General features: G+C 37.5%; 11 protein-coding genes. 7 read left to right on the top strand and 4 right to left on the bottom strand.

The genetic code is table 11. The features are described from left to right. Positions 1-16: 16 nt before the first annotated feature. Together VIHSUH07_RS07870 and VIHSUH07_RS07875 are read right to left on the bottom strand one after the other, a co-directional pair. Positions 17-1,489 carry an ArnT family glycosyltransferase gene (locus tag VIHSUH07_RS07870; protein WP_105084533.1) on the bottom strand — a complete coding sequence of 491 codons (1,473 nt, stop codon included), beginning with the start codon at positions 1,487-1,489 and terminating at the stop codon, positions 17-19. Positions 1,490-1,520: 31 nt separating this feature from the next. Further along, positions 1,521-2,150 carry a phosphatase PAP2 family protein gene (locus tag VIHSUH07_RS07875; protein ID WP_105084534.1) on the bottom strand — a complete coding sequence of 210 codons (630 nt, stop codon included), beginning with the start codon at positions 2,148-2,150 and terminating at the stop codon, positions 1,521-1,523. 159 nt (positions 2,151-2,309) lie between these two features. Here VIHSUH07_RS07875 and VIHSUH07_RS07880 point away from each other — a divergent pair, with 159 nt between their 5' ends. Together VIHSUH07_RS07880 and VIHSUH07_RS07885 are read left to right on the top strand one after the other, a co-directional pair. Then, positions 2,310-3,809, top strand: a complete 1,500-nt coding sequence (locus VIHSUH07_RS07880) for a sensor histidine kinase (RefSeq protein ID WP_105084535.1) — start codon at positions 2,310-2,312, stop codon at positions 3,807-3,809. Next, a complete protein-coding gene (locus VIHSUH07_RS07885; RefSeq protein ID WP_105084536.1) occupies positions 3,806-4,531 on the top strand; it encodes a response regulator transcription factor in 726 nt (241 codons plus the stop codon). Before VIHSUH07_RS07880 ends, VIHSUH07_RS07885 begins: the two co-directional genes overlap by 4 nt. A gap of 59 nt (positions 4,532-4,590) precedes the next feature. Here VIHSUH07_RS07885 and VIHSUH07_RS07890 read toward each other — a convergent pair whose 3' ends face one another. Then, entirely contained in the window at positions 4,591-5,826 is a 1,236-nt protein-coding gene (locus tag VIHSUH07_RS07890) for an FprA family A-type flavoprotein (protein WP_105084537.1), read from the bottom strand. Between the two features lie 222 nt (positions 5,827-6,048). Next, complete coding sequence (locus VIHSUH07_RS07895; RefSeq protein ID WP_105084538.1) at positions 6,049-9,792, bottom strand: phosphoribosylformylglycinamidine synthase; 3,744 nt, start codon at positions 9,790-9,792, stop codon at positions 6,049-6,051. A gap of 247 nt (positions 9,793-10,039) precedes the next feature. Between VIHSUH07_RS07895 and VIHSUH07_RS07900 the strand changes: the two genes are divergently transcribed. The 5 genes from VIHSUH07_RS07900 to purE all read left to right on the top strand — a co-directional run bounded on the left by VIHSUH07_RS07900 (position 10,040) and on the right by purE (position 13,443). Next, complete coding sequence (locus tag VIHSUH07_RS07900; protein ID WP_005377632.1) at positions 10,040-10,945, top strand: LysR family transcriptional regulator; 906 nt, start codon at positions 10,040-10,042, stop codon at positions 10,943-10,945. 113 nt (positions 10,946-11,058) lie between these two features. After that, a complete protein-coding gene (locus VIHSUH07_RS07905; RefSeq protein ID WP_005380212.1) occupies positions 11,059-11,634 on the top strand; it encodes a xanthine phosphoribosyltransferase in 576 nt (191 codons plus the stop codon). Between the two features lie 32 nt (positions 11,635-11,666). After that, on the top strand, positions 11,667-12,119 hold the full coding sequence (locus tag VIHSUH07_RS07910) for a hypothetical protein (protein WP_005377736.1): 453 nt from the start codon (positions 11,667-11,669) through the stop codon (positions 12,117-12,119). Positions 12,120-12,128: 9 nt separating this feature from the next. Beyond that, positions 12,129-12,569 carry a hypothetical protein gene (locus VIHSUH07_RS07915; RefSeq protein WP_105084539.1) on the top strand — a complete coding sequence of 147 codons (441 nt, stop codon included), beginning with the start codon at positions 12,129-12,131 and terminating at the stop codon, positions 12,567-12,569. A gap of 382 nt (positions 12,570-12,951) precedes the next feature. Next, entirely contained in the window at positions 12,952-13,443 is a 492-nt protein-coding gene (purE, locus tag VIHSUH07_RS07920) for a 5-(carboxyamino)imidazole ribonucleotide mutase (RefSeq protein ID WP_105084540.1), read from the top strand. The last annotated feature ends 23 nt before the right edge of the window (positions 13,444-13,466 follow it).

Consider the following 13,466-nt stretch of genomic DNA (forward strand, 5'->3'; position numbering starts at 1 on the left):
TAGTATTTTCGGATAGCTATTTATTGCGTTTATAGATATCTCCCTCTGCATTGCTTTCAATACATGTCCATTCTGATTTATCTAGACTATTAGGGAACTGATCAGTATCTGTTAACAAATAGATGGAGGTATTGGAAGGTAATTCAGTGGCATAAGCTAAGGGCATGATTTTTTTTGCATCCCATGATAAACTCATAGGATTTAAAGAATTGTCTGGGGTTGCTTCTAGTTTATAAATTGTGTGATTGCTATAGTACGTAGTTGATACACGATAATCATGACGCGCACTGATAATCATCGCATTATCGGAAATAGTATTGAATATGTATTGACTTGTAATAGCGGACGATGCATGATTCATTAGTGGCATTGCTACTGTATAGGTTAATATGCCATAGAATATTACAGTTACTATTGCTGCTTTACGAATGAAACGATAATGTGGTTTACATATTATCGCAATAAGTATTGTCATAGGTGCAAGGGATGGGAAGGTATATGTTGTATACTTAGTAGCCATACAAGTAAAAAATATAAGTACAGTTAAGGCCCATATACCTAAAAAGGTGGTGAAGGGGGTTATATGATTGTGTTTTTGTAAGCTCTTTCTTTGTGTATAAAGCTTATAGGATACAATAAAAGACCATGGGAATAGGGCGATGAGTGTTACAATAATGTAGTAATACCATACATTGAATTGGGGATGTTCTGACACAGTGGCACGTAACCAGTTATGGACTCCCAAAAATACATTGATAAAATCACTACCATGCATTGTATACATATAGATATACCAATTCCCACCTATGAGAGTAAGTAGTAATAAGCCTACTGGTATTTTTAGATGTAATAATTCTTTGAGATTATGTGATACAGCTAAATATATGAGGATGATGAGTCCTGGCAATAAAAATCCAATAGGACCTTTTGTTAATACTGCTAGGGCGGCTCCTATATAAGCTATATAATAGTACGTAGCATATTTTTGATGTAACATATGCTTTCGGTACCCAATATAAAAACTCATCAAGGTAATATTGATGAATAATACTAGCGTCATATCGGTAATGACAGCTTTGGAGATAATCCAGAATTCCGCACAGGTAGCATATAAAATAGCGGCGATAACAGCCGTCTTTTTTCCTCGTATCTGATGTACAAAGCTATAGAGCAATCCAATATTCATCACTCCTAATAGGGCGGAGAAAAAGCGTGCTCCGAAATTAGAAATGCCGAATAGTTTGTAACTTATGATAAGCTCTACATAATAAAAGATAGGTTTATCATACCAATAGTGGTTAAAAATCTGAGGGGAAAAATAGTTTTGATTTAATAACATTTCCTTTGCTGTTAAAGCATAATTGGACTCTACAGGATCCGTAATGGCAAGGTCCGCATTTCCTAGAAGATATAGTATTCCTGAGATTATTAGGATTATTGTTATATGAAAGTACTTAGCGTGGATCCATTTACTACAAATTTGCGGCATACTTATTATTCCTTTTTGTTTGAAAAATAAATTATTTTGTAAAACGCTTAGTTAATGGGCGTTGAGACTCTGTAATGAGAACGCTGGATCGTTTAAATATAGTGCTAAGTTGTCTTTGTATATGTTTTAAATTACTGATATATGGTGTAATTGTTTGTTTGAGTAACTTATTATATAAAAGAAATAACACATAGGTAATAATAAAACCACCGATAATATCCATAGGGTAATGATGCCCTACAAATATTTTGGCAAATCCTGTAAGAAGTGTTAGGACAATTAAAATGGAGCCTAATCTTTTATATACAGCAAATAGAGATAGAGCTATAGCGCTCATTCCCATAGCATGTGTACTTGGAAAGCTTGGATCTGCACTGTGTGCTAGCAAGAGATTAACTGTATGAGATACGAATGGTCGTGGCTCTACATAGAAAAAACCGATTACTTGATGTATAGCGAGGGTAAGTCCCAATAGTAAGATTGTATGTATGCTATTATTAGTAAGCTCTTTATCTTTTGTATAAAGGCCAAGCCCTAATAAGGTCGCTACTAGTATAGCCATGATTGGTGCACTAAATTTTACTATATAAATCATGAATTGATCTAAAATAGGGCTTATACCTGCTAGATTATTAATGAGTTGAAATAATTCGTAGTTCATAATTCCTCCTAATGTTGCGTATGGTTTTCTTGATGCATACATCATATCGGAGAAATCTTACGAAAATCTTACGACCTTATAACAATATTAGAAAGGTGTAAAGATGGTATAGGATAATGTTATTTTTATGCTTATAATGGAGCTATAGAGGAGGTTTTTATGAATACATGGTTTCAAAACCTAAAAGTACAATATAAATTATTGCTCAGTAATTTATTAATGATAGTGATACCACTTATTACACTATTCCTACTGGTTGGTGGCATTTGGAGTTTGTTGCGGTTTTCTAACCCTATAGAGCAGCGCTCTTGGATGATGTTAGCACCTAGTACAATACAATCTCAAATCCTTCAATTCGAACTAGAACAAATAAATAAAAAGTTATTATCTAAAGACACGACTGTGTTTAGCTTACGTAATAATACATCTGTTATAGAAGCTCAAGGCGTTGATGTTGTTATTATGAAAGATGATACAGTACTATATATGACACCTGACAGTGATGGTGACCATATAGTATCTACTATCAAAACAATGGGGTTGATTACAGATAATGATAGTAGATACTATGAATGGGATGGTGATCGGTTGACATATGTTAATCGTTATGGTGACGGTATGTTAGTTATTGGAGCGGGACACATCCCCTTTATGGCAAAATCAATGGGACATGAAACAGATGAGAAGGTACTGGTAGAGTTTCTGTTTGGCCTAGCTCTTGCTTTAGTAGTAGCATCGGCTGTATTTGGTGGTATTTATATTGCCAATCGCTTGTCTAAGCAAATTTTGTTACCTTTACAATATCTTCAAAGGGCTGCTATAGATATTAAGAAAGGGGTTACACCTAGTCTTATTAAAGTGACCTATCATGATGAGTTAGGAGAAACTTGTGAGGCTTTTAATAATATGCAAAGATCCTTAGCCAGAGAAAAGCAATTGCGTGAAGATTATGAAGAGAAACGTAGGCAAATGATTGCAGGCATTTGCCATGATATCGCAACACCGCTTACATCTGTTAAGGGCTATGCAAGTGGTATTTTAGATGGTGTTGCACGAACTCCAGAAAAGCAGACTCATTATGTACAAATGATATATACTATGGCTGGTAATATTGAGAAATTAGTATCTATGCTGTCTGATTTTTCAAAGCTTGAGCTTGGGCAGATTGTGTATGATTATAGACCAGTTAGTTTGAATCAAGTTATTTCTGAATATATAGAAAGACATAAAGGAGATTTTGAGGATAAAGGAATTATACTGGTAGAGTCTTATGGTGAATCTAATCGATTTGTTAGAGCTGATGAAAAACAATTTGTACGGATACTAGATAATATATTTTCTAATAGTTGGAAATATAGGAGTACAGAGCCACTTAAGATCAATGTTAGCACTGTCTATCAGGATCATAGAGTTCGGTTTACCATTACCGATAATGGAATGGGTGTGCCAGAATCATCATTAAATCAATTATTTGACATATTTTTTCGCACCGATGAGGCCCGTAGTGAAGTGGCTAACGGAAATGGGATAGGTCTTGCCATTGTAAAACAAATTGTAATGGATATGGATGGACAAATTTGGGCCGAACGGGGTTTGAATGGTTCTGGCCTATCGGTTATTATGGAATTTCCAATTATGACAGGTTTGGAGGACGCATGAAAAAAATCTTAATCATAGAAGATGATAAAGGGATTTCCGAGTTAGAAAGGGATTATTTAGAGATTGAAGGGTTTGAAGTCGAGATTGCCACTGATGGAGTGATGGGGGTAGAAAAAGCTATACAAAATGATTATAGCTGTATTATCTTAGATATAATGCTTCCTAAAAAAGATGGATTCTCCATATGTAAAGACATCCGTATGAAGAAGGAAGTACCTATTCTAATGGTTAGTGCTAAACGTGAAGATATTGATAAAATTAGAGGGTTAGGCATAGGAGCAGATGATTATTTAACCAAGCCTTTTAGCCCTGCAGAACTTGTAGCGCGTGTAAAATCTCACATTCAACGTTTTGAAAGAATACTAGCCTCTACTGCATCTCCTGCGAAAGTTGAAGAACCTAAGATTACAGCGGGGCACCTTGAAATTAATTTGGCATCCCGTATGGTACTACTTCATGATGAGGTTGTACCATTAACACCTAGAGAATACGAGATTCTAGTCCTTTTAGCTATGCATCCAAGCCGTGTATTTACTAAAGAAGAGATTTACGAAAGGCTGTGGGAGGCAGATTCTTTTGGTGAAACATCTACGGTCATGGTTCACGTGAATCGATTGCGTATAAAGGTGGATAAGAAATATAATGGTGAACAATATATAGATACCGTATGGGGCGTAGGGTATCGATTTCACCAATGGGAAAATTATAAAATAATTAAATAGAAAAAAGCTAGAGGCTCATAGATTTTCTTATCTACGAGCCTCTAGCTTTTTCTATTCAATTATAATACTTCTTTGATTTCTTGTGCATCGATGGATGCTTTGATATCATCTGCCATTTTTTCGATTAATGGGATATCTTCTTCTTTCAAAGAGGATTTGATATCAAGTGGTTGGGATACGATTTCAATATCTTTGAATTCGTTTTCGAAGTGAGCCACCATTGTTTTCATTGCAGCGGAAGCCCAGGAATGGTTACCGATGATGGATACCTTATGATTTTGGAAGTTAAGTGCTTTCAACTCATGAATGAAATTTTCCATAGTAAGGTATAGATTCAAGTTGTATGTTGGTGCGATGGTTACCAAGTTTGTATATTTCCAAGCATCAGCGATGATGTAGGAAGCATTAGTTTTGGAAACATCGTAGATTTTAATATCTGTAACGCCGCGTTTGGACAATTGTTTTGCCAATTGTTGAGCGATGTCACGAGTGTTACCGTACATAGAACCGAAGGCGATAACAACACCTTTTTTCTCAGCTGTGTAGCTAGACCAGTGCAAGTATTTGTGCAAGATATATTCAATCGTTTCAGGTGTACGCCAGATTGGACCATGAAGTGGAGCAATGCGTTTAATTTCAAGACCGGAAACCTTGCGGATTGCATTTTGTACTTGAGGGCCGTATTTACCAACGATATTTGTGTAGTAACGACGAGCTTCATCTTCGTATGTTGCTACGAAATCAGTTTGGTCAGCAAAGATGTTGCCATTGATTGTACCAAATGTACCGAATGCATCAGCAGAGAACAATGTACCTGTAGATTTTTCATAGGTACAAGTTACTTCTGGCCAGTGAACCATAGGCATTGTGTAGGATACAAGAGTATGTTTACCTAAGCAAATTTCGTCGCCTTCTTTTACTGTGTAATATTGATCAGGCTTTGGTGTGCGGTAGAATTGTTCGAACATGCGGAATGTTGTTGCATTACCAACCATTTTACAATTTGGATAGCGTTCCAATGTTTCTAACAATGTTTGACAGTGGTCGGGTTCCATATGGTTTACGATGATGTAATCAAGATCACGACCATTTAAAAGGTGGGATAAGTTGTCAAAGTATTCTTCGCGAATTTCTGCATCAACAGAGTCTACAACGCAAGTTTTTTCATCATCGATGAAATAGCTATTGTAGCTTACACCATTTGGAATAGGGAATAAGTTTTCAAAACGTTCAGTTGTCCAGTCATTACTACCAATCCAGTAGATATTATGGGTCATTTTTTGAGCACAATGCATAGTAATATCCTTTCCTTACACATATGTATATACATAACTAACCTCATCCATGTGATGACGGTTTAATTAATTATATTGACATCTTATAATACAGTTTTTTTCGAAAAAAATCAATATATCGATATATGTCAATGTGATATAACTGTGATAACTTTCACATATTAGAATGTGTATTGTGAAAGTTTGTAAATATAGCCCATTCCGAAGAATGGGCCATATAGATTATTTAAAGTATTTTACGCCGGATGTGAAGATTGGCATTTCTAAGTTGCCTGGAATATTTTTACTAATATCTGCACCACAGCGTTCGGAGTGCGCCATTTTACCAAATACGCGGCCATCAGGGCTATAAATGCCTTCGATAGCAGCTACGGATTGGTTAGGATTAAAGCGCCCATCCATGGATGCAATGCCATCAAAGTCAACATATTGTGTAGCAATTTGACCAGTTTTATTGAATTCCAATACTTGTTGTGGGGAGGCAATAAAGCGACCTTCACCATGAGAAATAGGAACTGTATAAATTTCGCCAGCCTTAGCTTCACACATCCAAGGAGATTTTGTAGAAATAACCTTAGTGTTAGCCATACGAGATACGTGGCGACCAATGGTATTGTATGTCAATGTAGGGTGATCAGCCGTTAATGTTTCAATATGGCCACCAGGCAATAGACCTAATTTAATTAATGCTTGGAAACCATTACAGATACCGAGAACGAGACCATCTTGTTTGTAGAGTAAATTTTCAAGACCTTCTGCAAGATATGGGTTGCGGAATAGGGTAGCCATGAATTTACCAGACCCATCTGGTTCGTCGCCGCCGCTAAAGCCACCAGGGAACATAAGAATTTGGGACTCTGCTAATTTAGCTTTGATTACATCAATAGATTCTTTTAATTGTTCTGGTGTTTGGTTGCGAATCAGTACGATGTCTGCAATAGCACCAGCTCGTTCAAAAGCACGAGCGGAATCGAATTCACAGTTAGTACCAGGGAATACAGGGATAAGTACCTTTGGTTTGGCACCTAAGGATGTACTGCGAGGTTTTGCGTGTTGATCGTGAATGTAGGCTACTGCTTCACCGGTACCGGATTTTCCTTCCAATGGGAAGATATCAGCTAACGGTTTTTCGTATGCTTTTTCAACTTCGTCAAGTGTTACAGATTGTCCATTCCATTCGATGACAGGTTTGTCTTGGGTAACTGCAATAACGCGAACGTCGGACAATTCAAGTAAATGGTTAACCGCTGTAATATCTACTTCTACGATGAAAGAACCAATAGCTGGTTGGAAAATAGCTCGTTCTGCATATTTGTCGAACTTAACGCCAATTTTATTGCCGAGAGCCATTTTGGAAACTGCTTCAGGGATGCCACCTTGGTCTACTACATAGGCAGAGTATACGCGGCCTTTTTCAATTTCCTCTTGTAAGATATCACAATTTTCTTTGAAGTGATCCCAGTCAGGTGTATCGTTGTACGTACGAGGTACATCAAAGTATACGAGTCGATGGTTAGGACCTTTTAAATCTTGGCTTACGATATTTTTAACAGGTGCTGTTACAGCTGCGAAGGATACGAGGGTAGGAGGTACCGTTAAATCCATAAATGTACCACTCATAGAATCCTTGCCACCAATGGCACCGATTTCAAGTTCTTTTTGCGCTTTGTAAGCACCTAGAAGTGCTGCTACTGGTTTACCCCAAGATTCTTTGGAATGTAAACGTTCAAAGTACTCTTGTAATGTTAAGTATGCATCTTGACGACGGCCACCGAGTGCCACAAGTTTTGCAACGGATAAAAGCACGGCATATTGTGCGCCATGGTATGGACTCCATGCGGATAATTCAGGTACAAAGCCATGTGTCATGATACTAGCAGTTGTTGTTTCTCCGTGAAGAATTGGTAATTTTGCCACCATACCTTGGGTAGGTGTTTTTTGATATTTACCACCAAATGGCATGAGCACTGTATTGGCCCCAACTGTGCTATCAAAGCGTTCAACAAGGCCTTGTTGAGAAGCAGTGTTTAATGTAGATATTGCTTCGAGCCATTGATCTTTGAAATTGTCGGCACTTGCAGAACCACGGCGGAAATAAGATTTTTCAGTAGGAGCTGTCACTACAGCTTCTTGTTGTTGACTAGCCCCATTTGTATTTAAGAAATCACGACTGATATCGACAATTGTTTCTCCGCGCCATGTCATGATGAGGCGATTTGTATCGGTTACATCGGCAACGATTGTGCACTCAAGATTTTCTTCATCGCAATATTTCATAAATGCATCAACATCGGCTGGTGCAATGACACAAGCCATACGTTCTTGGGATTCGGAAATAGCGAGTTCTGTACCATCGAGACCGTCGTATTTTTTAGGTACTAAGTCAAGGTTGATGGTAACGCCATCTGTTAGTTCCCCGATGGCTACGGAGACACCACCAGCACCAAAGTCATTACAACGTTTGATGAGTGTTGTTACCTCAGGGCGACGGAATAAGCGTTGAATTTTACGTTCTGTAAGGGCATTCCCTTTTTGAACCTCTGCACCACATGTAGCGAGGGATTCTAATGTATGTTCCTTAGAAGAACCTGTAGCCCCACCGCAGCCATCACGACCTGTTTTACCACCGAGTAGTACGATGATATCACCTGGTGTTGGTACTTCACGTCGCACTTGATTGCGCGGAGCAGCACCGATAACAGCACCGATTTCCATGCGTTTTGCCACATAACCTGGATGATAGTATTCTTTAACTTCGCCAGTAGCAAGGCCGATTTGGTTACCATAGGAGGAATAGCCACGTGCGGCTTCAACAGTAATTTTCTTTTGTGGTAGCTTGCCTTCTAGTGTATCGGCTAGCGGTGTGCGAGGGTCTCCGCTACCAGTGATGCGCATAGCTTGATATACATAAGAACGGCCACTTAGAGGATCGCGGATACAACCGCCAAGACATGTGGCAGCACCACCAAAAGGTTCGATTTCAGTTGGGTGATTGTGAGTTTCGTTTTTGAATAGCAAGAGCCATTCTTCTTCTTTGCCATCTACATCAACGGGAACGATGATAGTACATGCATTGATTTCTTCGGATTCATCAAGGTTAGTAAGACCGCCTGCATGACGCAATTCTTTTACAGCTAATGTGGCCATATCCATGAGAGAACGAGCTTTTACCTTAGTTGTATATAACAAATTGCGACCTTCAGTATATTCTTCTAGTGCTTCCTTGATTGGTTCTGTGAAACGACTCTCTTCGATAGTAATATCTGTTAACTCTGTCATAAATGTAGTATGGCGGCAATGGTCAGACCAATATGTATCGAATAAGCGAATTTCTGTAATCGTTGGATTGCGTTTTTCTACATTCTTGTATTGCTTTTGAATTAATTTGATATCTGCCAATGTCATAGCGAGTCCATATTCGCTAATCATATCTTGTAGTGCATCCTCTGACATTTCTGTAAAATCGTCGATGATAGCTACATCTTCTGGCTCTTCTAGTTTAAGTGCCAAGGTATCAGGTAACTCGAGACTTGCTTCTCTAGAATCAACAGGATTGATGTAATATTGTTTGATTGATTCTGTTTCTTCGTCTGTGAAAGTACCTTCTATAACAAATACTCTTGCACAGCGAACGGTATGACCTGTTGTAAGTGTGAGCATAGAAATACATTGCTCTGCACTGTCTGCACGTTGATCATATTGTCCTGGTACATATTCGATAGCAAAGGTAAAAGCATTTGCTGGAATATCTAATGTTTCTGCTACTAAATCAACAGGTGGTTCAGAAAAAATCAAATGTTTAGCCTTTTGTAATGCGTCATCGCTAAGATTTTCTACATCATAACGTTCATAGATTTGCACGGCTGTAGCTGGTACATGTAATTCTTGCTGTAATGTAGCTAATACATGTGCTGCTTCATTAGCGAAAGCATCACGTTTTCTTACAAATAGTCGTTGAATAGCCATATAGCCTCCTGTAATATGCAGAATAAATGAGTTCTGGTGTTGACAAGATAAGTATAGTCGGTCTAGACTTATAAGTAAAGATAATCTTACTTATATAAAGATTAACGCTACTTATAAATATGAAGTTTTCATGAAGGTCATAAGACCAAAATTTCATAAACCGTAACAATAGTATCTTGTTTTGAGTAAAAAGTAGAATATTAATAATGTATTACTATACTATTAGTATATAACAGAGGAGGATAAAATGGCAGTATCAGCAGATCTATATAGATCATTTTTAGGAGTTGGGTTGTATTTGTCATTTTCTCGCGCTGCAAAAGAGCTAGGTGTTTCGCAGTCCGCAATTAGTCAAAGTATCAAACAATTAGAAGGCGAATTAAAAATGCCTTTATTTGTGCGCACTACTAAATCGGTAGCATTTACGCCAGAAGGCAAGGAATTATTCGATACAGTAGCCAAAGCATTTTCCATTCTAGATAATGGGATTACGCAATTACAAGAACGGGTGAATCAAGCTTACGAAAGCTTGAATATTGCAGCTACAGATACGCTATGTCGTCATTTCTTGTTGCCCTACTTTCATAAATGGCAATTACAAGAAAATCAAATTGGCTTGCATATCATAAACAGACCGTCCCCAGATTGTGTGGAAATGGTCATTAATAAAGAAGTGCAGTTAGCTGTAGTTAATGACTACGAAGGTTTGCGTAGCAATACACAATTAGAAGTTACTACCTTGGCGAGCATTCAAGATATCTTTGTGGGCGGTCATGAATATAAAGGGGCAGGCTTCTTTGACCAAGGCCGCTTGCTTAGTGAGCCTATGTTGTTACTACAAAAGGGAACAGCTAGCCGTACTTTCTTTGATGAAGTAACGCATGGTGCTTGTAGTAAACCGCGTTTTGAATTGAGTAGTGTAGACGTTCTCCTCGACCTTGTGGAAATTAATATGGGGATCGCTATGTTGCCAAGTAATGTGGTGCAAGAAAAAATGCAAGAAGGTACTGTCGTAAAAATTGATACAGATATTCCTGTGCCAACGCGAGATATCGTACTTGTTCGGTCGCGTCTCGTTCCACAATCTGAAGGCGCTGCTAGATTTACCAATTTACTGACTAATCGTGAAGATAAACGGGACAAAGTTTTATAAATATGAATTACAAATACACTTTATTCTTTTTTTTAATAAAGTGTGTTTTTTTGTTGACCCTAAGCGTCGATTTACGTTAAAATTTAAAGATAGTTATGCGGAGGTAAAACGAAATGGAATTATTAAAACAACGCATTCGTGAAGAAGGTATTGTCTTAAACAATCGTGTATTAAAAGTTGATGGTTTTTTGAATCACCAAATCGATCCACATTTATTTAAAGCTATTGGTAAAGAAATTGCTGACCGCTATCGTGATGCTGGTGTTCAACGTATTGTTACCATTGAAGCATCTGGTATTGCCTTGGCATTGATGGCTGCTCTTGAACTAGACGTGCCATTAGTATTTGCTCGTAAGAAAAAATCTATTCTTATGGTCGATGATGTGTATCATTCTGTTGTATATTCTTATACAAAAGAAGAAAATTATGACATTACAATTTCTAAAAAATTCTTGCCAGCAGGCGAAAAAGTTTTAATTATTGATGACTTCTTGGCATCTGGTGAAGCAGCTATGGGACTTGCTAAACTTGTAAAAGATGCAGGCGATGAAGTGGTTGGTATGGCGATTGCTATTGAAAAGTCTTTCCAACCAGGTCGTGAACGTTTAGAAAATGCTGGTTTTCGTGTTGAATCCTTAGTGCGCATTAAAGAATTTAAAGATAATAAATGTGTTTTTATAGAGGACTAATCCTATAGTTTTTTGCGGAGAGAGGTAGAATAATGAACGTAAAAGCTGAGAAGTTCGATGTACTAGTAGCGGACATTGAAAAATCTGGTAATAAATGGTTTACAAAGGATGTTATTGAAGGCGATGAATACAATACGGTTGTATACCATGGTCGTTTAGAAATTCATGGTAATTCTTTACCTGTGTTTATCGTGTTGGATGATTCTGTATTCTCCTATATTCGTGTTGCAGTTACAACAACGAGCATTACAGATGCAGCCATTAAAAAAGTATTGCCTAAATTGAATGAGCTTAACCAACAATTTAAAGTGACAAAATACTATGTAAATGATGAAGACAGCAATATTTACACTGATATTTCTGTGCCATCTACAGCTGAAACATTTGAACCAGCAGTATTGGTTAATCTTATGTTAGAGGTTATTAAACCTCACTTAGATGAAGTTCATCCAGAAATTTTGAAAATTGTAGGACAAGCAAAATAAGAGGTTAGTATGAATCCTAAAGCATTAGCCTTTGATAAATTTATGAAGGCAGAAGAAGTAACGGCTTTTGAGCGCAAAGATTTTGATGATGAAGACGGTACAGTCGTATATCGATCTTATATTAAATCACCGCTTTGGGATATGCCGATGTTCGTGATCTTAGATAATAGTATTTACAGTGTTATCCGTTTAGTGCTTGGCCCTGAAAAGGTAACAGCGCAGAATATGGCGGCCATTAATGCATTGATTAATCGTGAGAATGCAATGTATAAAAACTATAAATTCTACATTGATGAACAAGATTCTACATTGTATTTAGATTGCGTCTACATGTGTGCTAATGATGAGTTTATACCAGAGTTGATGTATGCTTTAATGACGTCGATTGTGGATTATATTCCTGAGGCCGTTGGCGATTTAAAAGCTGCTTTTGAAAGCAATATACAATAAAATATGATATTCCTTATACGATAGTATATCGTGTGAATAGGGGATAGAATACAAGGGACTTCCATACCTATGTGTGGAAGTCTTTTTTTATTAATGTACATTCGTACATAATAATTATTATTCGTATCATACTGTGTAATTTCTTATATAAGTATTGTATAGTTCGGAACATTACGAACAATTATAAAAACTATATAATTATTATTCGAAAAATGATTGACCGATAGAAATTGGTCTGATACAATTTAGATACAGATAAGGAGGCGTTATCATGAAGAGACATATGAACCTAACATCCGTTACTATTATGACTATTTCTGCTAACGCTATCAGTGTGTAAACTCGGCCTTTTTAGGTCGAGTTTTTTTACTAAGGAGGAACAATGAAGGTTGGCATTATCATGGGCAGTAAATCTGACCTGGACACGATGAAAAAAGCATCTGCTATATTAGATGAATTCAATATTCCTTATGAAATGGTGATCGCTTCTGCGCATCGTACACCTGAGGCTGTTAAGTCTTTTGTGGAACGCCTTGAAGCAGAAGGGGCTATCGCTTTTATCGCAGGTGCAGGCGCTGCAGCCCATCTACCTGGAGTGGTAGCAAGTTTTACAACCATACCTGTTATCGGTATCCCTCTTAATGCAACAGCATTAAAGGGCATTGATTCCCTCTTGGCAATCGTACAAATGCCGTCTGGTATGCCAGTAGCAACAATGGCCGTAGATGGTGCAAAAAATGCTGCATTATTTGCAGTACAAATCGGGGCTACTTTCAACAAGGAACTAAAAGAAAAATATGTTGCCTATCGTAAAGATATGGCTGACAAGGTTTTAGCAGATAATGCTTCATTACAAGCAGAATTAAATAAATAATTATTACATAGGAGGATTACTAT

The organism is Veillonella sp. T34266-5 (assembly GCF_002959815.1).
GTDB classification, from domain to species: Bacteria; Bacillota; Negativicutes; order Veillonellales; family Veillonellaceae; genus Veillonella; species Veillonella atypica.